At 71.2% G+C, this 22,776-nt stretch carries 20 protein-coding genes; 15 read left to right on the top strand and 5 right to left on the bottom strand.

The genetic code is table 11. The annotated features are described in order from the left end of the window. Positions 1 to 44 precede the first annotated feature (44 nt). The 3 genes from SAVERM_RS15970 to nudC all read left to right on the top strand — a co-directional run bounded on the left by SAVERM_RS15970 (position 45) and on the right by nudC (position 6,113). A complete protein-coding gene (locus SAVERM_RS15970) occupies positions 45 to 3,587 on the top strand; it encodes an ATP-dependent DNA helicase (RefSeq protein ID WP_037649024.1) in 3,543 nt (1,180 codons plus the stop codon). A 10-nt stretch (positions 3,588 to 3,597) separates the two neighbouring features. Beyond that, positions 3,598 to 5,001, top strand: coding sequence for a dipeptidase (locus tag SAVERM_RS15965; protein ID WP_010984505.1), 1,404 nt, complete (start codon positions 3,598 to 3,600; stop codon positions 4,999 to 5,001). A gap of 164 nt (positions 5,002 to 5,165) precedes the next feature. Next, entirely contained in the window at positions 5,166 to 6,113 is a 948-nt protein-coding gene (nudC, locus tag SAVERM_RS15960; RefSeq protein WP_010984504.1) for an NAD(+) diphosphatase, read from the top strand. 121 nt (positions 6,114 to 6,234) lie between these two features. Here nudC and SAVERM_RS15955 read toward each other — a convergent pair whose 3' ends face one another. Further along, on the bottom strand, positions 6,235 to 6,477 hold the full coding sequence (locus tag SAVERM_RS15955; protein WP_010984503.1) for a mycoredoxin: 243 nt from the start codon (positions 6,475 to 6,477) through the stop codon (positions 6,235 to 6,237). 145 nt (positions 6,478 to 6,622) lie between these two features. On the opposite strand from SAVERM_RS15955, the gene SAVERM_RS15950 reads away from it, so the two are divergent. From SAVERM_RS15950 to SAVERM_RS15935, 4 genes are all read left to right on the top strand, one after another. After that, a complete protein-coding gene (locus SAVERM_RS15950; RefSeq protein ID WP_010984502.1) occupies positions 6,623 to 8,935 on the top strand; it encodes an ATP-dependent DNA helicase UvrD2 in 2,313 nt (770 codons plus the stop codon). A 165-nt stretch (positions 8,936 to 9,100) separates the two neighbouring features. Beyond that, complete coding sequence (locus tag SAVERM_RS40100; RefSeq protein ID WP_078234439.1) at positions 9,101 to 9,421, top strand: hypothetical protein; 321 nt, start codon at positions 9,101 to 9,103, stop codon at positions 9,419 to 9,421. 176 nt (positions 9,422 to 9,597) lie between these two features. After that, entirely contained in the window at positions 9,598 to 9,966 is a 369-nt protein-coding gene (locus SAVERM_RS15940; RefSeq protein WP_010984500.1) for a WhiB family transcriptional regulator, read from the top strand. Beyond that, positions 9,963 to 10,286 (top strand): hypothetical protein, encoded by a 324-nt coding sequence (locus SAVERM_RS15935; RefSeq protein ID WP_010984499.1) that lies wholly within the window; start codon positions 9,963 to 9,965, stop codon positions 10,284 to 10,286. Before SAVERM_RS15940 ends, SAVERM_RS15935 begins: the two co-directional genes overlap by 4 nt. Before the next feature lie 272 nt (positions 10,287 to 10,558). On the opposite strand, the gene SAVERM_RS15930 is transcribed toward SAVERM_RS15935, so the two are convergent. Both SAVERM_RS15930 and SAVERM_RS15925 read right to left on the bottom strand, forming a co-directional pair. Then, the gene (locus tag SAVERM_RS15930) at positions 10,559 to 11,914 is read right to left on the bottom strand and encodes an ABC1 kinase family protein (RefSeq protein WP_010984498.1); all 1,356 of its coding nucleotides are present in this window, start codon (positions 11,912 to 11,914) and stop codon (positions 10,559 to 10,561) included. Continuing rightward, positions 11,907 to 13,130, bottom strand: a complete 1,224-nt coding sequence (locus tag SAVERM_RS15925) for a TOMM precursor leader peptide-binding protein (protein WP_010984497.1) — start codon at positions 13,128 to 13,130, stop codon at positions 11,907 to 11,909. Before SAVERM_RS15925 ends, SAVERM_RS15930 begins: the two co-directional genes overlap by 8 nt. Before the next feature lie 217 nt (positions 13,131 to 13,347). On the opposite strand from SAVERM_RS15925, the gene SAVERM_RS15920 reads away from it, so the two are divergent. The 4 genes from SAVERM_RS15920 (at position 13,348) to SAVERM_RS15905 (ending at position 17,210) form a co-directional block, all read left to right on the top strand. Beyond that, positions 13,348 to 13,944 carry a M48 metallopeptidase family protein gene (locus SAVERM_RS15920; protein ID WP_078234440.1) on the top strand — a complete coding sequence of 199 codons (597 nt, stop codon included), beginning with the start codon at positions 13,348 to 13,350 and terminating at the stop codon, positions 13,942 to 13,944. Between the two features lie 125 nt (positions 13,945 to 14,069). Beyond that, positions 14,070 to 15,746 (top strand): TerD family protein, encoded by a 1,677-nt coding sequence (locus SAVERM_RS15915; RefSeq protein ID WP_010984495.1) that lies wholly within the window; start codon positions 14,070 to 14,072, stop codon positions 15,744 to 15,746. A gap of 11 nt (positions 15,747 to 15,757) precedes the next feature. Further along, complete coding sequence (locus SAVERM_RS15910; protein ID WP_010984494.1) at positions 15,758 to 16,438, top strand: AIM24 family protein; 681 nt, start codon at positions 15,758 to 15,760, stop codon at positions 16,436 to 16,438. A gap of 16 nt (positions 16,439 to 16,454) precedes the next feature. Beyond that, the gene (locus tag SAVERM_RS15905; protein ID WP_010984493.1) at positions 16,455 to 17,210 is read left to right on the top strand and encodes an AIM24 family protein; all 756 of its coding nucleotides are present in this window, start codon (positions 16,455 to 16,457) and stop codon (positions 17,208 to 17,210) included. Between the two features lie 81 nt (positions 17,211 to 17,291). Here SAVERM_RS15905 and SAVERM_RS15900 read toward each other — a convergent pair whose 3' ends face one another. After that, positions 17,292 to 17,813: an NUDIX hydrolase gene (locus SAVERM_RS15900; RefSeq protein ID WP_010984492.1), complete on the bottom strand. Its 522-nt coding sequence runs from the start codon at positions 17,811 to 17,813 to the stop codon at positions 17,292 to 17,294. After that, positions 17,810 to 19,261 carry a zinc-dependent metalloprotease gene (locus tag SAVERM_RS15895; RefSeq protein WP_010984491.1) on the bottom strand — a complete coding sequence of 484 codons (1,452 nt, stop codon included), beginning with the start codon at positions 19,259 to 19,261 and terminating at the stop codon, positions 17,810 to 17,812. Before SAVERM_RS15895 ends, SAVERM_RS15900 begins: the two co-directional genes overlap by 4 nt. Positions 19,262 to 19,451: 190 nt before the next feature. Between SAVERM_RS15895 and SAVERM_RS15890 the strand changes: the two genes are divergently transcribed. The 4 genes from SAVERM_RS15890 (at position 19,452) to SAVERM_RS15880 (ending at position 22,716) form a co-directional block, all read left to right on the top strand. After that, on the top strand, positions 19,452 to 20,564 hold the full coding sequence (locus SAVERM_RS15890) for an SDR family oxidoreductase (RefSeq protein ID WP_010984490.1): 1,113 nt from the start codon (positions 19,452 to 19,454) through the stop codon (positions 20,562 to 20,564). A gap of 203 nt (positions 20,565 to 20,767) precedes the next feature. Next, positions 20,768 to 21,229, top strand: coding sequence for a molybdenum cofactor biosynthesis protein MoaE (locus tag SAVERM_RS15885; protein ID WP_010984489.1), 462 nt, complete (start codon positions 20,768 to 20,770; stop codon positions 21,227 to 21,229). A gap of 140 nt (positions 21,230 to 21,369) precedes the next feature. After that, positions 21,370 to 21,534 (top strand): hypothetical protein, encoded by a 165-nt coding sequence (locus SAVERM_RS43305; protein WP_010984488.1) that lies wholly within the window; start codon positions 21,370 to 21,372, stop codon positions 21,532 to 21,534. 84 nt (positions 21,535 to 21,618) lie between these two features. Continuing rightward, positions 21,619 to 22,716, top strand: coding sequence for a YlbL family protein (locus tag SAVERM_RS15880; RefSeq protein ID WP_010984487.1), 1,098 nt, complete (start codon positions 21,619 to 21,621; stop codon positions 22,714 to 22,716). Positions 22,717 to 22,776 lie beyond the last annotated feature (60 nt).

The raw sequence follows: 22,776 nt of genomic DNA, 5'->3' as shown, positions 1-22,776 counted from the left end.
TGATTGGTCCTCCACTGTCAGTGGCCGCCGCTAGCCTCTCTGACGTGCCAGCCCGTATCACCGACCCCGAGCAGCTCAAGGAGCTCCTCGGCATCCCGTTCACCCCGGAGCAGACGGCCTGCATCACCGCACCGCCCGCCCCGCAGGTGATCGTGGCCGGAGCCGGATCGGGCAAGACCACCGTGATGGCGGCACGCGTGGTCTGGCTGGTCGGTACCGGGCAGGTGGCCCCCGAGCAGGTGCTGGGCCTGACGTTCACCAACAAGGCCGCCGGTGAACTCGCCGAGCGCGTCCGCAAGGCACTCGTCAAGGCGGGCATCACAGACCCGGACGTGATCGACCCGGACAACCCGCCGGGCGAGCCGGTGATCTCCACGTACCACGCCTTCGCGGGCCGACTGCTGACCGACCACGGCCTGCGCATCGGGCTCGAACCCACCGCCCGCCTGCTCGCCGACGCCACCCGCTACCAGCTCGCCGCGCGCGTGCTGCGTGAGGCCCCGGGCCCGTACCCGGCGCTGACCCGCTCCTTCCCGGACCTCGTCGGCGATCTCCTCACCCTCGACTCCGAACTCGCCGAGCACCTGGTGCGCCCCGAGGAGCTGCGCGCATACGACGCCGAGCTGCTGAGCTCACTGGAGGGCGCCAAGCTCTCCAACGCCGAGCTGCGCAAGATCCCCGAAACGGCAGCCGCCCGTCGTGAGCTGGCCGACCTGGTGGTGCGCTACCGGGCCGCCAAGCGCGAGCGCGACCTCCTCGACTTCGGTGACCAGATCGCCCTCTCGGCGACCCTGGCACGCACGCGTGCGGAGGTCGGAGCCATCCTGCGGGACGAGTTCCGCGTAGTGCTCCTCGACGAGTACCAGGACACATCGGTCGCCCAGCGCGTCCTGCTCGCCGGGCTGTTCGGCGGTGGCACCGGGCACCCCGTGACCGCCGTCGGCGACCCCTGCCAGGCGATCTACGGCTGGCGCGGCGCCTCCGTCGCCAACCTCGACGACTTCCCCGAGCACTTCGCGCACGCCGACGGCCGCCTCGCGACCCGCCAGGCCCTCAGCGAGAACCGCCGCAGCGGCGGCCGCCTCCTCGACCTCGCCAACGGCCTCGCCGAGCCCCTGCGCGCCCTGCACGCGGGCGTGGAGGCCCTGCGCCCGGCCCCGGGTGCCGAGCACGACGGCCAGGTCCGGTGCGCGCTGCTGCGCACCCACGCCGAGGAGATCGACTGGATCGCCGACTCCCTCGCCCACCTCGTGCGCACCGGGAAGGAGCCCGGCGAGATCGCCGTCCTGTGCCGCACCGCGACGGACTTCGCCGAGATCCAGGGCGCGCTCGTCGCCCGCGACGTCCCCGTCGAGGTCGTCGGCCTCTCCGGACTGCTCCATCTGCCCGAGGTCGCCGATCTCGTCGCCGTCTGCGAAGTCCTCCAGGACCCCGGTGCCAACGCCTCTCTCGTACGGCTCCTCACCGGCCCGCGCTGGCGCATCGGCCCGCGCGACCTCGCTCTTCTGGGACGGCGCGCCCGCCTGCTCGTGTCCCACGCACGCGTGGGGGCCGACGACGACCCCGACCGCCGGCTCGCCGCGGCCGTCGAGGGGGTCGACCCGTCCGAGGTGATCTCGCTCGCGGACGCGCTCGACACGTTCCTGGAAGCGCCCCTCGAAGATCCCGCGGAGGCGGACGACGGGCTGCCGTTCTCGGCCGACGCGCGCGTACGGTTCGCACGGCTCGCCGCCGAACTGCGTGACCTGCGCCGCTCGCTCGCCGACCCCCTGATGGACGTCCTGCACCGGGTCCTCGCCGTCACCGGTCTGGAGGTGGAGCTGTCCGCGTCCCCGCACGCGCTGGCCGCGCGCCGACGCGAGACGCTGTCGAACTTCCTGGACGTCGCCGCATCCTTCGCCGCGAGCGACGGCGAGGCGACGCTCCTTGCCTTCCTCGGCTTCCTGCGCACCGCCGCCCAGTACGAGAAGGGTCTCGACAACGCGCTGCCGGGCGGTGAGAACACCGTCAAGGTGCTCACCGCGCACAAGTCCAAGGGCCTGGAATGGGACGTCGTCGCGGTCCCCGGGCTGGTCACCGGGACGTTCCCGAGCACCCAGGGCCGCGAGAAGTGGACCGCGCAGGGCAAGGTCCTCCCGCACGAGCTGCGCGGCGACGCCGACACGCTGCCCGACATCGAGGCCTGGGACTCCAGAGGCATGAAGGCCTTCCACGAGGCCATGAAGGAGCACCAGCACACCGAGGAGCTCCGCCTCGGCTATGTCACCTTCACCCGCCCCCGCTCCCTGCTCCTCGGCTCCGGCCACTGGTGGGGCCCGTCCCAGAAGCGCCCGCGGGGTCCGTCGGACTTCCTGCACGCCCTGTACGAGCACTGCGCGGCCGGGTACGGCGAGATCGAGGCGTGGGCGGAGGAGCCCGAGGAGAACGAGGAGAACCCGGCCCTGCACGAGGCGGCCGCCGACCACGCCTGGCCACTTCCCCTCGACGACACGGCGCTGGCCCGCCGCCGGGCGGCCGCCGAGACCGTACTCGCCTACCTGGAGCGAGTCGCCTCGCACGAGAACGCCCACCCCTCGGCGCCCTCGGCCGTCCACGACCCGACGTCGTACGACGACCCGGACTGGCCGCCACCGGAGGACGCCGAAAGCCCCCACGAAGATCCCTTCGACGAGGCCTACGGCGATCTCGCCCACGACGAGGCCCCCTACGGGGAGGACGACGTCCCGGAGGAAGGCCTCCTCGAAGACGACGGCGACGACGACGCCGACTGGGAGTCCTGGTCGACGGACCGGCCGACGGTGCCCCACCAAGCAGCGGCTCCGGAGGCTCGTCCCCACCCGGCGGGCCCGCCGCCCCTCACGCCCGAGGAAGCACGCACCATCGCCTCCTGGGACCGCGACCTGGACGCCCTCACCGGAGAGCTGCTGCGCGCCCGCGCGAGCGTCACCGACGTGCCCCTGCCGGCGTCGCTGACCGCGTCGCAGCTCCTGGAGCTGGCCGCCGACCCGGACGGCTTCGCCCAGGAGCTCGCGCGCCCCATGCCGCGCCCCCCGCAGCCCGCCGCACGCCGCGGCACCCGCTTCCACGCCTGGGTCGAGGCCCGCTTCGAGGAGCTTCGGCTGCCCATGCTGGAGCCGGACGAGCTGCCCGGCAGCGAAGCCGAGATCGCCGACGAACGCGACCTGGAGGCCCTCAAGGACGCCTTCGAACGCACTCCCTACGCCCACCGCACGCCGTACCGCGTGGAGGTCCCCTTCCAGCTCGCGATCGCGGGACGCGTCGTACGCGGCCGCATCGACGCCGTCTACCGGAAAGAGGGGAACGACGGGACGACGTACGAGATCGTCGACTGGAAGACCAGCCGCACCCGCACCGCGGACCCCCTCCAGCTCGCCGTGTACCGGCTCGCGTGGGCCGAGCAGCAGGGTGTGCCCCTGGAGTCCGTCACGACCACATTCCTGTACGTACGCAGCGGCGAGGTCGTACGGCCCGACGGTCTCCCGGACCGGGCCGCGCTGGAGCGGCTGCTCCTGGACGAGCCGTCCTCCGGTGAACCGCCGGGCGAGCGTGTCACTGAGGGCCGATAGGCTCCTGACCATGAGCGAGACCCCGGACAGCGCCGTCCGCACGTACATCGACAGTCACCGAGCCGTCTTCCTCGACGACCTCGCGGAGTGGCTGCGCATCCCGTCTGTGTCGGCCCAGCCCGACCACGCGGCGGATGTACGGCGCAGCGCCGACTGGCTCGCCGCCAAGCTCAAGGAGACCGGCTTCCCGACCGCCGAGGTGTGGGCGACTCCGGGCGCCCCGGCGGTCTTCGCCGAATGGCCCTCCGACGACCCGCAGGCGCCCACTGTCCTCGTCTACGGCCACCACGACGTGCAGCCCGCCGCCCGCGAGGACGGCTGGGACACCGAGCCCTTCGAGCCGGTCATTCGAGACAACCGCCTCTACGCGCGCGGGGCCGCGGACGACAAGGGCCAGGTGTTCTTCCACACACTCGGTGTCCGCGCCCACCTCGCCACCACGGGCCGTACCACCCCGGCGGTGCACCTGAAGATGTTGATCGAGGGCGAGGAGGAGTCCGGCTCGCCGCACTTCCGCGCCCTCGTCGAGGAGCACGCGGACCGGCTCACCGCCGACACCGTGATCGTCTCCGACACCGGCATGTGGTCCGAGGACACCCCCACGGTGTGCACCGGCATGCGCGGCCTCGCCGAATGCGAGATCGAGCTGCACGGCCCCGACCAGGACATCCACTCCGGCTCCTTCGGCGGCGCGGTGCCCAACCCGGCCACCGCGGCGGCCCGCCTGGTCGCCGCCCTGCACGACGAACACGCGCGCGTGGCGATCCCCGGCTTCTACGAAGGCGTCGCCGAACTCACCGCCCGCGAGCGCGAACTCTTCGCCGAGCTGCCGTTCGACGAGCCGCAGTGGCTGCGCACGGCCAAGTCGGCCGCGACGTACGGAGAGGCCGGTCACACCACCCTGGAGCGCATCTGGGCCCGCCCGACCGCCGAGGTCAACGGCATCGGCGGGGGCTACCAGGGCCCCGGCAGCAAGACGATCATCCCCTCCTCCGCCATGGTGAAGCTCTCCTTCCGGCTGGTCGCAGGCCAGGACCCCGACGACATCGAGACGGCCGTACGCGCGTGGGCGGCCGATCGGCTGCCCGCCGGGATCCGGCACGAGATCACGTTCGGGGCCGCCACCCGCCCGTGCCTGACACCGCTCGACCACCCCGCGCTGCAGTCCGTCGCACGCGCCATGGGCCGCGCCTTCGAACAGCCGGTCCGCTTCACCCGCGAGGGCGGCTCCGGACCCGCGGCCGACCTCCAGGAAGTCCTCGGGGCACCCGTGCTCTTCCTCGGGATCTCCGTCCCGTCCGACGGCTGGCACGCCCCCAACGAGAAGGTCGAACTCGATCTGCTCCTCAAGGGCGTCGAGACCACCGCGTACCTGTGGGGCGACCTGGGAGGGAGTCCGCGCCATGGGGACTGACCATCTCGCGGTCCGGACCGGCGACCTCACGGGGGCCAGGGCCCGGCACACTGGAAGGACCGCCCCGCACGCCCAGAGCCCGCCGGACCTGGTCCGCCCATGCCGTATGTCCCGCTGAACCGCCCGCTGAAATAACCGTTCCACCGGGGGAGTTGGAAGCACCTGTGACCACCTGGACCGACCGTACCGCCGACCGTCCCCTCTCACTCACCGCGCCGAGCGGCATCGATCGGGCCGCCCACCACCGGCTCGACGAGGCCTGGCTCGCGGCCGCGTGGAGCCACCCCACCACTCGGGCCTTCGTGGTCTCCGGCGGCCAGGTCCTCATCGACGAGACGGCGGACGGCGCCACCGAACTCGTCATGACTCCGTCATTCGAGGCCCCCCTCACCGAGGCGCACCGCTACTTCCTGGGCACGGACGACGACGGCGTCAGCTACTTCGCCCTCCAGAAGGACGCGCTGCCCGGCCGCATCGACCAGTCCGCGCGGCCGGCGGGCCTGCGCGAGGCGGGCCTGCTGTTGTCGCCGAGGGACGCGGGCCTGATGGTCCACGCGGTCGCCCTGGAGAACTGGCAGCGTCTGCACCGCTTCTGCTCGCGCTGCGGCGAGCGCACGGTGATCGCGGCGGCCGGCCACATCCGCCGCTGCCCGGCCTGCGGCGCCGAGCACTACCCGCGCACCGACCCGGCAGTGATCATGGCGGTCACGGACGACGAGGACCGCATCCTGCTCGGCCGCCAGGTGCACTGGCCGGAGGGCCGCTTCTCGACGCTCGCCGGCTTCGTCGAGCCCGGCGAGTCCATCGAGCAGTCGGTGCGCCGCGAGGTCTTCGAGGAGGCGGGGATCACCGTCGGCGAAGTCGAGTACGTCGCCAGCCAGCCCTGGCCCTTCCCCTCCAGCCTCATGCTGGGCTTCATGGCCCGGGCGACCTCGACGGAGATCAACGTCGACGGCGACGAGATCCAGGAGGCGCGCTGGTTCTCCCGTGAGGACCTGAAGGCCGCCTTCGAGTCCGAAGAAGTGCTGCCGCCGTACGGCATCTCCATCGCCGCCCGCCTGATCGAGCTCTGGTACGGCAAGCCCCTGCCGAGGCCGGGTACGGCCGTCTGACACCGACCGGCCACGGTGCGCGGATGACCGCCCACTCGACCACGGCGGCACCGCAAGCAGAAGGCGGTCCTCGAGTCTCCTCAAGGACCGCCCGCACGGCAGCGCACCGAAAGCGCCCCCGCTACGCGCCGATCTTCTGCTTGACCTGGGCCAGCGAAGGGTTGGTGAGCGTCGAACCGTCCGCGAAGAGCACGGTCGGAACCGTCTGGTTTCCGCCATTCGCCTTCTCCACGAACGCCGCGGAGTCCGGGTCGTGCTCGATGTTGATCTCGTTGTACGTGATGCCCTCACGGTCCATCTGGCTCTTCAACCGACTGCAGTAGCCGCACCACGTGGTGCTGTACATCGTCACAGTGCCCGGCATGTCTCGGACGCTCCTCTGCTGCTCGGGGGTGCGTGGTCGCAGAGACTCGAACGTACGGGAGAGAGCCGCCATTCCCGCACGGGGGCGGACGCGTCGCTGTTTCGGTGCTTCCGAGCCAGGGCTGTGAGCAAGGGCACGTGGGGCGGTGCGTCTGCCGCCCGGACGCGGCGGCGAGCCTGCCGCATTAGTACGACTGCAGGCGCCTCCCTGTGGACAACCGCCGCACCCGCCTCCGCCGACCTGGCAGCATGGCGGGGTGACAGCAGCAACGCACTCCACCCTCTTCCCACAGGTTCCGGACTCTGCCGACGCGGTGCTCGACGGGCTCGACCCCGAGCAGCGCGCGGTGGCGACCGCCCTGCACGGGCCGGTGTGCGTGCTGGCAGGTGCCGGCACCGGCAAGACACGCGCCATCACCCACCGCATCGCCTACGGGGTGCGCGCAGGCATCCTCCAGCCCTCCAGCGTGCTCGCCGTCACCTTCACCAACCGCGCCGCCGGCGAGATGCGCGGCCGACTCCGCCAGCTCGGCGCCTCCGGTGTCCAGGCCCGCACGTTCCACTCCGCCGCGCTGCGCCAGCTCCAGTACTTCTGGCCGAAAGCAGTCGGTGGCGGACTCCCCAGAATCGTCGACCGCAAGATCCAGATCGTCGCGGACGCGGCGGCCGCCTGCCGCATCCGTCTCGACCGGGGCGAGCTGCGGGACGTCACCGCCGAGATCGAATGGTCCAAGGTCACCCAGACCGTCCCCGCCGACTACGCGGCCGCGGCTGCCAAGGCAGCCCGCGAGGCCCCCCGGGACCCGGCCGAGATCGCCCAGATCTACGCAACGTACGAAGACCTCAAGCGCGACCGCGCCGTCATCGACTTCGAGGACGTCCTGCTGCTGACCGTGGGCATCCTCCAGGACCGGCAGGACATCGCGGAGGCGGTCCGCGCCCAGTACCAGCACTTCGTGGTCGACGAGTACCAGGACGTCAGCCCCCTCCAGCAGCGCCTCCTGGACCTGTGGCTCGGCGAGCGCGACAGCCTGTGCGTCGTCGGCGACGCCAGCCAGACGATCTACTCCTTCACCGGAGCGACCCCCGACCACCTGCTCGACTTCCGCACCCGCCACCCCGGAGCCACGGTCGTCAAGCTGGTGCGCGACTACCGCTCCTCGCCCCAGGTGGTCCACCTCGCCAACGGCCTGCTCGCCCAGGCCCGCGGCCGTGCCGCGGAGCACCGCCTGGAGCTGATCTCCCAAAGAGAGCCCGGCCCCGAACCCGTCTACACCGAATACACCGACGAGCCGGCCGAGGCCGAAGGCGCTGCCCGCCGCATCCGCGACCTCCTGGCCTCCGGCGTACCGGCGGCCGAGATCGCCATCCTGTTCCGCACGAACTCCCAGTCGGAAATCTACGAACAGGCCCTCGCCGACGCCGGAGTGCCCTACCAACTGCGCGGCGCCGAGCGGTTCTTCGACCGCCCCGAGGTGCGCAAGGCCGGCGTCGCCCTGCGCGGCGCGGCCCGCTTCGGCGGCAACGACACGCTCCTGGACGACGTCGTCGACCTGCCCTCCCAGGTGCGCGCCGTGCTCTCCGGAGAGGGCTGGACCAGTCGGCCCCCGGCCGGCTCCGGCGCGGTCCGGGAACGCTGGGAATCGCTGGCCGCCCTGGCGAACCTCGCCCAGGACTTCGCCGCCGCCAAGCCCGACGCCACCCTCGGCGACCTCGTGGCGGAGCTGGACGAGCGGGCGAGCGCCCAGCACGCACCGACCGTGCAGGGCGTCACCCTCGCCTCACTGCACTCCTCCAAGGGCCTGGAGTGGGACGTCGTCTTCCTGGTCGGTGTCGCCGAGGGCATGATGCCGATCACCTACGCCAAGACCGACGAACAGATCGAGGAAGAGCGGCGCCTCCTGTACGTCGGCGTCACCCGCGCCAGACAGCACCTGTCCGTCTCCTGGGCACTGTCCCGCTCACCCGGGGGGCGCCCGAACCGCCGGCCCAGCCGCTTCCTCGACGGGCTGCGTCCCGGCTCGGTCACCACCACGGGCCGCGGCGCCAGGGCCGGCGCCGCGGGAGGCATCGAGCGCGGCTTCGCGGGCTCCGCCACCAGCCCCGCCCCGCGCCGCACCAGCAGGATCCCGGCCCGCTGCCGGGTCTGCGGCCGCACGTTGAGCGACGCGGGCGAGATGAAGCTGATGCGCTGTGAGGACTGCCCCTCAGACATGGACGAGGGACTCTACGAGCGGTTGCGTGAGTGGCGGGCGGTGCAGGCGCAGCGCAGCGGGCAGCCCGCGTTCTGCGTCTTCACCGACAAGACCCTGATGGCGATCGCCGAGGCCGTGCCCGACGACGAGGGCGATCTGGCGCGGATCCCCGGGGTCGGGGTGCGCAAGCTCAATCGCTACGGAGCCGACGTTCTCAGCATCTGCGCAGGTCAGGAAGTTGAGGTGGGCGCCGAGGGTGACTGATGCAAACTCGTCGAAAAAATAGTTTGCGCATGCCCCAGCAATCCCCATAGGTTCTTAGGCACGGGAACAGCGGCCTTCTCCGAAGCCCTGGTTCCGTGCTGTACTTAATAGCCGTCGGACTGGCTCACCGCCAGTCCCTTGAGACGCCGAGAGGAGGCGATTCCAGTGATCAGCATCAACACCAGCTCCATCAGCACCGTCAAAATGACCGATCGCTCGGTCGTCTCCCTGTGCATGTCCGGCGTCTCGAACCTGGGGACCGGTCTGTCCGGCATTCGTGCCGCCCGGCCGGCGTCCTCCCTGTCTCTCGCGGAACTTCCCATCCGTGAGCGCAATGAGCGACCGACCAAGGCACTGGAAGCAGCAGTAGTGGCACAGGCGCATGCCTATGCCTTTGCGGCCGGTGCCGGATCCCTGAAGCAGACGACGCAGCACCACACGATGTGGGCCTTCCGTGGGCCTGAACCCTGGAGTGATCCAGCCTGATCGACTCAGGCCGGCGCCTTCAGGGCCGCGGAACCCCACCCGGGATCCGCGGCCCTTCTGTTTGTCCCCAACACCGGGGACAGACGGGCGAAGGGGCCTCGGGACAAGAAAAGAACCCGGTACCAGCCGCCACCCGGCCCAACAGGGCCGGAACGACCAGACGAGGAAAACCAACCGTGCAACTCGAAGCGCACGCCCCGTCCGTACCGCCTTCCGAAACGATCCCCCCGCCCGGCCTCACGGAGGACTCCACCTTGATCCCGCTCACCGCGCTCACCGCGCTCGACGACGCCATCGAGAACCTCGGCGTACCCGTCCCCTGCCGCTCGTACGACCCGGAGGTCTTCTTCGCCGAGTCGCCGGCCGATGTCGAGTACGCCAAGTCCCTCTGCCGCACCTGCCCGCTCATCGAGGCCTGCCTCGCCGGCGCCAAGGAGCGGCGTGAGCCCTGGGGCGTCTGGGGTGGCGAGCTCTTCGTCCAGGGTGTCGTCGTCGCCCGGAAGCGGCCGCGTGGCCGCCCGCGCAAGAACCCGGTCACCGCATGAACATCACAGGAACGATCGACCGCCCCCTCACGCACGACCCCAAGAAGCAGGCCCCGATGAAGCCGTCCGCCGGCGAGCCCGCAGGCTCCGCGATCCCAGACTTCACCACCACCGGCGCGAACGACTCGCGTCAGAACAGGACCCGAGAGATGCAACTCATCCCAGAAGCCCTGGCTCGTGCGCATATGCACGAGCGACTGCATGAGGCCGAGCAGGAACGCCGGGCCACGCGCCTGGCGACGGCCCGCCGGATGCAGCGCCGGGCCGAGCGCGCCTCGATGCGCGCCCGCCGCGCGCTCGCCATGGCGGTCATGCAGTAACCGACGGACGTCGGTAGCAGGAACCCCCGCGGGGGCCGGTCCCGAACGGACCGGCCCCCGCCGTGCGTTCGGCCGCCCGAACCACCGGTCACGGAGACATCGTCGACGAGGCGACGAGGCGACGAGCGACGAGATGTCGAGATGACGAGTCTTGCCCGGGACAGTGACCACAGCGGCTACGCCGCGCAACGACAGCTGCGCCCGTGCCGACCTCGGAGCGATCGAGGGGCGCCTGGACTCGGCTCGGTGGTAGGCCCCCTCCCTCGCCCGGCTCACGCCTCCGCGGCCGACTCCTCCTCCAGCAGGAAGCCCGGCAGCCACTCCTCCAGTTCGTCCCGCAGCCGCACGGTGGCGCCCAGCTGGCACAGGACGCCGATGGTGCTGAGGGTGACGCGGTGTATCAGGAGGTACGCCGGGGGCAGGTTCAGCTGCTTTCCCAACTGGTGCGCGGGGGAGCGCGGGTCGGCGATCCGGGCCGCCTGGCTGCGCATCCAGCCCCGCGTGAAGGTGAACTCGTCGGCCTGGGCCGGTTCGATGATCGGCAGCAGGTAGTCCAGGACGGCGTCGGGGTCCAGCTCTATGGACTCCTTGACGAAGCCCTCCTCGCGGAGCAGCTCGTAGACGGACTCGGCATCGCCGTCCAGGGTCATGCGCAGGGAGTCGCCGATCGGGGTCGGCAGGCCGCCCGGCAGGCGGTCGACCGTGCCGAAGTCCAGGACGCCCAGGCGCCAGCCGGCCTTCTCGTCGAAGCCGTCGGGCAACAGCCGGAAGTTGCCCGGATGCGGATCGGCGTGCAGGAGTCCCGTGCGGGCGGGCCCGGAGAAGAGGAAGCGGGCCAGGAGCTGGCCGGCGCGGTCGCGTTGCTCCTGGGTGCCGTCGGCGATCACCTCCGACAGCGGTATGCCGTCGATCCACTCGGTCACCAGGATCTGCTCGCTCTGGTGCACCACCGCCGGGACCACGACATCGGGGTCGTCGGCGAACTCCTCCGCGTGCGCCAGCTGGGCCTGCGCCTCCAGGGCGTAGTCCAGCTCCTCCGACACCCGATCGCGCAGCTCCGTGATCAGCGGCTTGATGTCCATGCCCGGGATCAACGGGCCCAACAGGCGCGCGAAACGGCTGAGTTGGTTGAGGTCGGAGAGCAGGGCCTCGCCCGCACCCGGATACTGGACCTTGACCGCGACCTCACGGCCGTCGTGCCACACCCCGCGGTGTACCTGGCCGATCGAGGCCGCAGCCGACGGCTTGTCCTCGAACTCCAGGAACAGCTCCTGCCAGTCCTCGCCGAGCCGCTCCTGAAGCACGGCGTGCACCGTGCGGGTCGGCATCGGCGGGGCCGCTTCCTGAAGCTTCGTCAGTGCCGCGCGGTAGGGCCCGGCGACCTCCTCGGGCAGTGCCGACTCGAAGACGGACAGCGCCTGCCCGAACTTCATCGCGCCGCCCTTCAGCTCGCCGAGCACCTTGAACAGCTGCTCCGCCGTGCGCTGTTGGAGCTCCCGGCCGACGATCTCCGCCGACTTCCCGCCGATCCGTTTGCCAAGCCCCCAGGTCGCCCGCCCGGCGAAGCCGAGCGGGAGCGCGGCGAGCTTGGCGGTACGGGTGACCGCCTTCCGGGGAAGATCAGACATGCGCCCTCCAAGTCCCAGACAGCCGTGCGGCGCGTGCCTTGCGGGGCAAGTCTGCCGACGGCTGTTGCTCCGCCATTGTCTCGTGCGGCTCCCCCTCCTTTGCGGTGTGTTCTCCGTTACCTTTCTCCGCGGCGCCGCAGGAGCATGCGGGATGCGCCCACACGGGCCGGGCGTGCCAGTCGAGCCGGGGCACGGAGGTCTCCCAGCGCGCGCCCGCGCTCGACGGCAGTTCCCCGTCGAGGAAGGCGAGCGCGTGCCCGGCGGCGACACCCGCGACAGCGGTCGCCAGCGCCACGTCGCACGCCTGCACCTGACGGGGCCGTCCGGAGCGCCACTGGGCGACCAGGCGCGGCCACGTCCGGTCCCGGTCGGCGCGCCCCTGGTCCAGGCAGCCCGCGCAGCCCGACTCGCCGGGCAGGACGAAGGGGCCGACCACTCCCGTGCCCTCCACGACTCCGGCGTAGAGATGCGGTGTGCCCGAAGTGATGAGTGGCTCGGCGGCGGCCGGGTCCGGGGCGTGGATGCCCAGGCCGTCGCGTGGAGTGAGGATCACCAGCGAGAGACCGGGGTCCGCTGCGCCCGCGGTGGTCCTGCGCGAGGCACGCTCCTGTCGCGGGGGCCGCTCCGGTGCCGCACTCCGCACGGCCCGCCGGGCCGCCTCGTTTCTGCGCTCGCCGATCGACTCGGCGGGCAGTCCGCCAGGGGCCACGTCCCACGGCTCGACACGGCCCGTGTCCTGTACGTCGACCTCGCCCACGCCGGCGCCCGCCAGCAGCGAGGCGAGGACGACACCCACCCGGCCCGCGCCCCTTACCTGCACCCGCAGGGAGCGACGGGCGGCCAGCCGCTGAATCCCCGCCCCCGGTGCGCGGGCGACCAGGGACAGGGACGCCAGATCGGGGCGGAGCCGGTCCAGGACGGCCCCCTTTCCGCGCAAGGCGTCGGCGCCCGGGCCCCCGCCCGTCGCGTCGTCCAGCAGCCCCGAGGCCGCCAGCCGCTCCACCAGTCCGTCGACATGGCCGTCGGGCAGCCCCATCCTGCGTCCCTCCTCTCGCAGGAGCGGCAGCCCGCGTGTGCCGTCGAGCAGGGCCAGGAAACTGCCCGTCGCCGTGTCCATCGGCCCCAGCACCATGGCGTGCGCGGGTGCCATCCCGAACTGCACGGTGTTGAGATCCCGCCAGCCGCGCCGCAGCGCGGGTTTCACCATCGGATGCATGAACGGCCCCCGTAGCCCGTAGAACGTCCCCGTGTGTCGGTGGGGCTCTGTGCTGCTCCGCCGACGAGTGCCAGCATGCCCGGCCCGCTCGGGACGTGCCGAAAGTTGTCCACAGGCGGTGGCGTTCGTCGTACAAATCGAGCGCACAGGGTGCGGATCGCCACGGAACCGTCCCAGAGGCGGGACTTCCCCCGTGTGCAGCGGGTAACGTCGGGGCGTGCCCGCCGACCCACTGCACCGCGCCGCAAAACCACAGCGCAGCACGACGAGCCAGCCGCCAAGCGGCTCGGGGGCGAGCGCGATCGAGGTTCGCAGGAGCGCGCGACGTCGCAGAACGGTCTCCGCGTACCGCGAGGGCGATCGCACCGTCGTGCTCATCCCCGCCCGTATGTCCGAGGCGGAGGAACAGCGCTGGGTGACCGTCATGCTCGACAAGCTGGCCGCCCAGGAGAGCAAGCGGCGGCTCGGCGACGCCGAGCTGGCCGAGCGGGCCGAGCGTCTGTCGCTCCAGTACTTCGACGGCCGCGCCCGGCCCACCGCGGTCCGCTGGGTCACCAATCAGAACACGCGCTGGGGTTCGTGCACCCCGTCCGAGGGCAGCATTCGCCTCTCGCACCGCTTGCAGGGCATGCCCGAGTACGTCGTCGACTACGTCCTGCTGCACGAGCTCGCACATCTGCTCGTGCCCGGGCACGGGCCGCGTTTCTGGCGGCTGCTGGAGGCGTATCCGCGTACGGAGCGTGCTCGCGGCTACCTTGAAGGGGTGGTCGCCGCCGACCGGCTGCCGCACCAGCCCGCCCCGGGCGCCGAGTAGGACCTCCGATCGCCCCGTGAAGAGGCGGTTGTGTACCGGGTCTGTACCGGCTTCGTCCGCTCCCGGAGTTTGCCGTTAGCCTGACGCGACGCACTCGCATTCGGGATGGGGGACGGTCGTTACGCATGGCCAGGGAATTCCAACGCGGCCACAAGGCCAAGATCAGTGACCTCACCGCGGGCACCGATCTGTACGTAGGCGTGCAGATCACCGGCCCCGGACTGACGTTCGACATCAGCTGCTTCGGTCTGGACGCCGAGGAGCGGCTCTCGGACGACCGGTACTTCATCTTCTTCAACCAGCCGAAGACCCCCGAGGAGTCCATCCAACTGCTCGGCGCCCAGGCGGGCGACACGGAGTCCTTCCGTGTGACGCTCGACCGGATCCCGCCGCAGATCCAGAAGCTGTCCTTCACGGCGACGCTCGACGGCGCCGGGCAGATGTCGCAGGTCGCCCCCGGTTACCTCCGTATCGTCGCGGGCGGTGAGGAAGTGGCCCGCTACTCCTTCACCGGTTCGGAGTTCTCCACCGAGCGTGCCGTGATGCTGGGCGACTTCTATCTGAAGGACGTCTGGCGGTTCGCCGCCGTCGGCCAGGGCTTCGACGGCGGCCTCGACGCGCTGCTGAAGAACTTCGGCGGAGAGGTCGCCGAGGAGGAGCCGGCTGTTCCGGCACAGACGCAGTCCGGTGCCGCGCCTTCGTTCGCGCCGCCCGCGTTCGGCGCCCCGGCCGCTCCCGCTCCCGCTCCCGCCCCGGCGCCGCAGCCCGCCCAGGGGTTCACGCCGCCCCCGGGGCCCACGCCGCCTCCCGCCCCGGCGCCCGCACCCTCCGTGCACGCCGCGCCGACCATCGTCGGGCCCCTGCACACCCCGCCGGGCGGCACTGTCCCGCCGCCGGGTCCCGCACCGTACGCACAGCCTCCCGGGCAGCCGGGTCCGCCGCCGGGATACGGACAGCAGCCTCCCGGCCAGACCGCCCCGATGCCGCCCGGCTACGGCCAGCAACCCCCGGGCGCGCCCCCCGGCTACGGCCAGCAGCCGCAGTACGGCCAGGTTCCGGGGCAGGTGCCGCCCGGTCAGTACCCGGGTCAGTCCGGTGCCCCGTCCCCGTACGGCGTTCCCCAGGGCGCCCCGCAGGGCGGTGCCGGTGTGGCCGCCGCGCTGTCGGTCTTCAAGGAGACGCCCACCGGTCAGCGCTGGACGCAGCAGAACAAGAAGCTGATCCGCGTCGACCTCGGCATCGGCGGCCAGCCGGTGCTGGCGCGGCAGGGCAGCATGGTGCTCTACCAGGGCAAGGTCGAGTTCAGCTACAAGGGCGCGGGCTTCGCCGGCCGGATCACGGGCAATGCCACCGGCCAGGAGATGCAGCTCATGCGCTGTACCGGCCAGGGCCAGGTGTTCCTCGCCGACAACGCCACCCATGTGCACCCCATCGAGCTCCAGGGCGACGCGATCTGCGTCTCCGCGGAGAACGTCCTCGCCTTCGACGAGTCCCTCCAGTACGAGGTCCGTCGCATCGAGGGACACGGCATCCCCGGGGGCGCGCTGTTCACGATGCAGTTCCAGGGGACCGGCACGATCGTCGTGAAGACGCACGGCGCGCCGGTCGTGCTGCCTGTGACGCCGACGACGTTCGCCGACTGCAACGCCGTCGTCGCCTGGTCCGCGGCCTCCCAGGTGATCGTCTCCAGCCAGGTGCGGATGCGCCGCAACGCCTACCCCGGCGACACCGGCGAGAGCGTGAACCTCCAGTTCCGCGGCGCGCCCGGCAATTTCATCGTCGTCCAGCCGTACGAGGTCTGAGGGAGCCCGTCATGAACCAGCCGCTCGCGGGCTTCGCCCCGGCACCGGTCACCGCCCGCATGGAGAACCACGGCAACCACATGCTGAAGGTCGCCATGCAGACCGGAAACGACCTCTTCGCGCGCGTGGGCTCGATGGTCGCCTACGAAGGGTTCGTCCAGTACGAGCCCAACCCGCCCGCCGTACGCCAGATCGCACGCGACTGGATGACCGGCGAGGGCGCGCCCCTCATGAAGTGCACCGGCGACGGACTGCTGTACCTCGCCGACTACGGGGCGAACGTCGTCGTCATCAACCTCAACGGCGACGCGATCTCCGTCAACGCCACCAACCTGCTCGCCTTCGACGCACATCTGACGTGGGGTGTCGAGCGCGTCAAGGGGCTCGCGAAGTTCGCCGGCCAGGGCCTGTGGAACACCAAGATCTCCGGGCAGGGCTGGGTCGCGCTGACCTCCCGGGGCAAGCCGATCGTCGTCGACTGCGGCGGCGGCGAGGACGAGACGTACGTCGACCCGGACGCGCTCGTCGCCTGGTCCCCGAACCTGAAGGTGAAGGGCAAGCGCAGCTTCAAGGCACAGTCGCTCATCGGGCGCGGCAGCGGCGAGGCGTACCAGATGGCGTTCTCCGGGCAGGGCATCGTCGTCGTCCAGCCCAGCGAGGACAGCACCGACCGCCTCCGAGTCCGGGGCTGAGGGGGAGCGACACACCATGCAGAGTCCGCTTTTCGGCTACAACGAACAGCAGACCCAGGACCGCTACAGCCTGCAGAACTCGCAGATGCTGCGCGTCGTCCTGGAGGGCCACGACGACATCCTCGCCCGCAAGGGCACCATGGTCGCCTACCAGGGCCTCATCGAGTTCGACGCCGAGTACCAGAACAACAGCCAGCAGCGCGCGCGTGCGTACACCGGCGAGGGCCTCGACCTGATGCGCTGCCACGGGCAGGGGACGGTCTATCTCTCGAACCTCGCCCAGCACGTCCACGTGATGGACGTGGACCAGGACGGCCTCACCGTCGACAGCAGCTACGTCCTGGCGATGGACTCCTCGCTGCACCACGAGGTCATCGCCGTGGACAGCCAGTACGGCATTTCCGGCTCCGGCAAGTACCAGCTCAACATCACCGGCCGCGGAAAGGTCGCGCTGATGACCTCGGGCATGCCCCTGCTGATGCAGGTGACGCCGGACAAGTACGTCAACTGTGACGCCGACGCGATCGTCGCCTGGTCCACGAGCCTGCGCGTCCAGATGCAGGCCCAGACGCATTCCTCCGGAGTGTGGCGGCGCCGCGGCAACACCGGTGAGGGGTGGGAACTCAGCTTCCTCGGCAACGGCTACGCGCTCGTCCAGCCCAGCGAGCTGCTGCCGCCGCAGAACGCGCAGATCGGTCAGGGACTGCGCGCCCAGTACGGCATGGGGCAGCAGGGCGCCCGGGCGCAGAACCAGGGCAACGTCTGGAGCTGAGCGTCCAGAAAGCAGACGTAAGGGGCGGCCGCCAGTGCGGCCGCCCCTTACACGTCTCGCCTCACACTCTTCCCGCGAGGCTCACAGGCGTGAGCGTGTCGCCTCCAGCAGCCGGACGACCGACTCGTCGGCCACGTCCGCCACCTCGTCGTAGCCGAACCAGCGCACGTCGAGCGACTCGTCGCTGATCGCGTGCACCGCCCCCGGGGGCGCCACGACGGCGTACTGGACGTCGAAGTGCCAGTGGCACGGTGCTGGGATGGGATGCCGGTCGAGGCGCACCGGTCCGCCCGGCAGCAGCGTCAGGCCCGGGATGCCCGACTCCTCCGTGGCCTCGCGCAGGGCCGCGGCCGCGAGCGTCGCGTCGCCCGGCTCGCAGTGGCCGCCCATCTGGAGCCACATCCGCAGCTTCTTGTGCAGCGTGAGCAGTACCTGGCCGCGCTCGGGGTCGACCACCAGGGCGCTCGCCGTGATGTGCCCGGCGTGGCACGACTTCCAGGTGCCGTCCGGATGCGCCTCCAGGTGGCCCAGGTACGCCTCGCGCAGCTCCTCCTGGTCCTCGTAGCCCTTGAGTACGAGGACCGTGTCGTCGAAGAGGCTCACTCGGCGGTGTCGCCCTTGCTGTCGTCCTCGCCCTTGTTGTCGTCGTCCTTCTTCAGGTCGGGCTTCCCGGCGGCCGGACCGCCACTCGCCGCTTCGCCGAGCATCTTGTCCAGCTCGGAGAAGTCCAGCTGCTCGCGGTGCACGAAGCCGTCCGGGTCGTCCAGGTCGGACGCGGTCGGCAGCATGTCCGGGTGGGCCCACAGGCCGTCGCGGCCGTCGACACCGCGCGCGTCGGTGAGCGAGGCCCACAGACGCGAGGCGTCCCGCAGCCGGCGCGGCCGCAGCTCCAGGCCGATCAGGGTGGCGAACGTCTGCTCGGCCGGGCCGCCCGTGGCGCGGCGGCGGCGCAGGGTCTCACGCAGCGCGTCCGCGGACGACAGGCGGGGCTTGGCGGCCGCGTGCACCACCGCGTCCACCCAGCCCTCCACGAGCGCCAGCGCAGTCTCCAGACGGGCCAGAGCCGCCTTCTGCTCGGGCGTGTCCTCCGGCTGGAACATGCCCTGCTGGAGTGCCTGCTGCAGCTCCTCCGGGTTCTGCGGGTCGAACTGGCCGACCACGTCCTCCAGCTTCGCGGTGTCGACCTTGATCCCGCGCGCGTAGCCCTCGACCGCACCGAACAGGTGCGAGCGCAGCCACGGCACGTGGGCGAAGAGGCGCTGGTGGGCGGCCTCGCGCAGGGCCAGGTAGAGCCGCACCTCCTCCTCGGGGATGCCCAGGTCCTTGCCGAACGCCGCCATGTTCAACGGAAGCAGCGCGGCCTTGCCGGCCGGGCCGAGCGGCAGGCCGATGTCGGTGGAGCCGACGACTTCGCCCGCGAGCACGCCCACGGCCTGCCCGATCTGCGTACCGAACATGGCGCCGCCCATGGAGCGCATCATGCCGATGAGCGGGCCCGCCATGGCCTGCATCTCCTCCGGCAGGACGTCGCCCATGGCCGCGCCGACGCGCTCGGCGACCGGGTCGACGAGCTCCTTCCACACCGGCAGGGTGGCTTCGACCCACTCCGCGCGGCTCCAGGCCACGGCGGAGCCGGCGCCGGACGGCAGCGACGTCGCGTCGTCCAGCCACAGGTCTGCCAGGCGCACGGCCTCCTCGACCGCGGAGCGCTCACCGGGGCCCACGCTCGCGTCCTTGGTGCCGTCCTGGGTGCCCTGGGCGACCGTCTGGCGGGCGATCTGCTTGGCCATGTCCCAGTTCACCGGGCCGCCCTCGTACGAGAGCATCTGGCCGAGCTGCTGGAAGGCGGCCCCCAGGTCGTTGGGGTTGATGGAACCGAACATCGCGGCGAGCGGATTGTCGGCGCCGGGTCCTCCGGCTCCGGGCGACCCGAAACCGAACGGGTTGGCCGGTCCCTGACCCCCGCCGCTCTGCTGGTCCTTCTTCTTGCCCTCGTCGCCGTTCTCCGGCTCCTCCGGCGGAAGGCCGAATCCGAATGGGGTGTCACTCACGGGATTCCTCGGCTGGTAAGGCCACCGGTTCGCTCCGGCGGCTGGCTGCCCGACAACACCACCCAGCGTAGACACCACAGCCCGTTCGGGCCTCGGTGCTTCGCCGACTCGCTGCCTGCGGCAGGATGGATGCCACCTGGTACGCACGCGTCACAACGCTCGTACTGAAGACAACCGCTGGAGACGCCCGGTGAGTTCCCCAGATCCGCAGGTTCGCGCAGCGCGAAACCATTCAACCAGTCCCGCCGTCCGCGGGCCCGTCGTCGCGGTCACCGGCGCCGCGTCCGGTGTCGGCGCCCTCCTGACCGAGCGGCTCGCCGCGTCCGACGCGATCAAGCAGGTCGTCGCCATCGACGAGCGGCGCGGGGAGTGCGCGACGGCACAGTGGCACATCCTGGACGTACGGGATCCGGCCATCGCGGACAAACTGCGGGGTGCGGACGTCGTCGTGCACCTCGCGCTCGACCTCGATCTGGAGTCCGACGCGGCGGCCCGGACGGCGTACAACGTCCGGGGGACGCAGACCGTGCTCACGGCTGCCGCGGCGGCCGGCGTCCACCGGGTCGTGCTGTGCACCTCCGCGATGGTCTACGGGGCGCTGCCGGACAACGAACTGCCGCTCTCCGAAGACGCCGAACTGCGCGCCACGGCCGAGGCCACGGGCGTCGGGGACCTGCTGGAGATCGAGCGGCTCGCGCGGCGCGCGCCCCGGGCGCACCCGGGGCTCAACGTCACCGTCGTACGCCCCTCCGTGCTGGTCGGTGGCACGGATACGGCGCTGACCAGGTACTTCGAGTCGCCCCGTCTGCTGGTGGTGGCCGGTTCGCGGCCCGCCTGGCAGTTCTGCCACGTCGAGGATCTGTGCAGTGCTCTGGAGTACGCCGTTCTGGAGAAGGTCGACGGAGAGCTCGCCGTCGGCTGTGACGGGTGGCTGGAGCAGGAGGAGGTCGAGGAGCTGAGCGGGATCCGGCGGATGGAGCTGCCGTCCGCGGTCGCTCTGGGCGCCGCGGCCCGGCTGCACCGGATCGGGCTCACTCCGTCGCCGGCCGGGGACCTGGCGTACACGATGTACCCCTGGGTGGTGAGCGGAAGCCGGCTCCATGACGCCGGGTGGCGGCCGCAGTGGACCAACGAGGAGGTCCTGGCGGAGCTGCTGGAGGAAGTGGCCGGGCGGCACACGGTGGCCGGGCGGCGGCTCGGGCGCAAGGACGCGACGGCGGCCGGGGCCGCGGGAGCGACGGTCGCGCTGCTGGGCACGGCCGCGTTGGTGCGCCGGGCGCGGAAGGCTCGACGGCGGTTCTGAGAGGCGCACCCCGCGTCCTGGCCGACGTCGGTCGGGACTGCTTCGCCCCTGCCTCCGCCGCCCGTCACCCCGCGACAGCCCCATCGGTCCCATCCCCGGGGCCTGCCGCCCGCAGATGCTGTAGGACGCTCCAAACGCCCCCGCGCGCGTGCCGGGCGAATCGTCCATTCCTCGTTGTCGGTGGTGTGCGGCACGATGGGCTCATGGCATCCATGAACGACCACCCCGGCGAGCAGGCCGCCCAGGAGCCCGTCAAGCTGCTGGCCATCCGTGAGACGCCGCTCTCCCTCGACGAGGTCTTCCGGGCCGTCGGGGACGACGCGGCCGGTGGGACCGCACTGTTCGTGGGGACCGTGCGGAATCACGACGGGGGCGCCGACGTCGACGAGCTGGGGTATTCGTGTCACCCCAGCGCCGAGGCCGAGATGCGGCGCGTCGCCGAGAAGGTCGTCGCCGAGTACCCGGTGCGGGCCCTGGCCGCCGTCCACCGCATCGGTGATCTGCGCGTGGGTGATCTCGCCGTCGTCGTCGCCGTGTCGTGCCCCCACCGGGGCGAGGCCTTCGAGGCCTGCCGGAAGTTGATCGACGACCTCAAGCACGAGGTGCCCATCTGGAAGCACCAGAAGTTCTCCGACGGCACGGAGGAATGGGTCGGCGCCTGCTGAGACCGGCACCCGTTCCGGCTCACCGACCTCTCACCCGTCCTCCAGTTGCGTAACCGCACCCCCGGCGTGAGCGTTAACACTGCGGATGATTAATCTGCTGATCAGTCAGTTGCGGTCGCTCATGGGGTTGGGAGGTCGGCATGGCGGTGCTCGCCTGGTTGCTGATTCCGCTTTTGACTGCGATCGGTGCCGGACTGTGGGGCAGCTGGGCCGGACGGAACCGCAAGGCCGCGGGAGACGGTTCGGAACTCGCCGGGTACGCGCGTTTCCGCGAGGCCATGGAGAAGTCCCACTCGGGTACCTGAGACCGGGCAGCGGAGGCCGCGGGGCCGCCCCTGTGCGGACGGCCCCGACGGTGCGTTGACAGACCCGTCCCGTACTGTCGTTCCATGCCACGCCGCACCGCGACGATGCTCGCCTCCACCCTGATGTTGATCGCGCTCCTGTGCGCGGGAGTGTTCATCAAAGTGCCCTACGCGGAGATGTCACCGGGCCCGACGGTGAACACGCTCGGGGAGCACGACGGCGAGCCGGTGCTGCAGATCACCGGGCACAAGACCTATGCGACGACCGGGCACCTGAACATGACGACCGTCCGGGTGACCAGCGCCGACTACCGCATGAACCTCGTAGAGGCCGTGTACGGATGGCTTGCGCACGACAACAAGGTGGTCCCGCACGACACGCTCTACCCGGACGGCAAGACCGAGGAGCAGTCGACGCAGGAGAACGCCGAGGAGTTCAGCCAGTCCCAGGAGAGCGCCAAGGTGGCCGCCCTCAAGGAGCTGGACATCCCGGTGAAGTCCTGGGTGATCGTCTCCACCGTCCTCAAGGACTCGCCGGCCGAGGGCCGGCTGCACGCGGGTGACGTGATCAAGGCGGTCGACGGTACGGCGGTGAAGGCGCCCGACGACGTGGCCGAGCTGGTCACCAAGCACAAGCCCGGGGACGACGTCGCCTTCACGATCCTGCCCGCCAAGGAGCAGGCCGCGGCCGAGAAGTCGAAGACGTACGTGCCCAGGACCAAGAAGGTGACGATCACCACCGCGAAGTCCGACGACACGGGCGCGCCCCGGGCCATAGTCGGCATCTCCGCCGGCACCGATCACACGTTCCCGTTCACGGTCGACATCAAGCTCGCCGACGTGGGCGGCCCGAGCGCCGGTCTGATGTTCGCCCTCGGCATCGTGGACAAGCTCACCCCGGACGATCTCACCGGCGGCAAGTTCGTGGCCGGCACCGGCACCATCGACGACGACGGCAAGGTCGGCCCGATCGGCGGCATCGAGATGAAGACGGTCGGCGCGCGCGAAAAGGGCGCCCAGTACTTCCTGACGCCCAAGGACAACTGCGCGGCCGCCGCCAAGGACACCCCTGAGGGGCTCACGCTCGTCAAGGTGAACACGATCGACGACGCGCTGGACGCCCTCAAGGACATCCGCACCGGCAAGACGGCCGACCTGCCGAAGTGCACCACCAAGGGCTGACCACCGTCGCCTGTACGTAGGCGCCGCCATCAGGCCTGGCGCCATTTCCCGTACGTAAGC

It is taken from the genome of Streptomyces avermitilis MA-4680 = NBRC 14893, assembly GCF_000009765.2.
GTDB classification, from domain to species: Bacteria; Actinomycetota; Actinomycetes; order Streptomycetales; family Streptomycetaceae; genus Streptomyces; species Streptomyces avermitilis.
Note: the sequence above shows the minus strand (reverse complement) of the source record. Positions and strands in the feature narration are given on the sequence as shown.

Excerpts from the sequence above, each read along its gene's own strand:
- SAVERM_RS15965 (WP_010984505.1), top strand. The coding sequence starts at position 3,598 with ATGAGCGAGACCCCGGACAGCGCCGTCCGCACGTACATCGACAGTCAC.
- SAVERM_RS15955 (WP_010984503.1), bottom strand. The coding sequence starts at position 6,477 with ATGCCGGGCACTGTGACGATGTACAGCACCACGTGGTGCGGCTACTGC.
- SAVERM_RS15935 (WP_010984499.1), top strand. The coding sequence starts at position 9,963 with ATGAACATCACAGGAACGATCGACCGCCCCCTCACGCACGACCCCAAG.
- SAVERM_RS15930 (WP_010984498.1), bottom strand. The coding sequence starts at position 11,914 with ATGTCTGATCTTCCCCGGAAGGCGGTCACCCGTACCGCCAAGCTCGCC.
- SAVERM_RS15925 (WP_010984497.1), bottom strand. The coding sequence starts at position 13,130 with ATGCATCCGATGGTGAAACCCGCGCTGCGGCGCGGCTGGCGGGATCTC.
- SAVERM_RS15915 (WP_010984495.1), top strand. The coding sequence starts at position 14,070 with ATGGCCAGGGAATTCCAACGCGGCCACAAGGCCAAGATCAGTGACCTC.
- SAVERM_RS15910 (WP_010984494.1), top strand. The coding sequence starts at position 15,758 with ATGAACCAGCCGCTCGCGGGCTTCGCCCCGGCACCGGTCACCGCCCGC.
- SAVERM_RS15905 (WP_010984493.1), top strand. The coding sequence starts at position 16,455 with ATGCAGAGTCCGCTTTTCGGCTACAACGAACAGCAGACCCAGGACCGC.
- SAVERM_RS15885 (WP_010984489.1), top strand. The coding sequence starts at position 20,768 with ATGGCATCCATGAACGACCACCCCGGCGAGCAGGCCGCCCAGGAGCCC.
- SAVERM_RS43305 (WP_010984488.1), top strand. The coding sequence starts at position 21,370 with ATGGCGGTGCTCGCCTGGTTGCTGATTCCGCTTTTGACTGCGATCGGT.
- SAVERM_RS15880 (WP_010984487.1), top strand. The coding sequence starts at position 21,619 with ATGCCACGCCGCACCGCGACGATGCTCGCCTCCACCCTGATGTTGATC.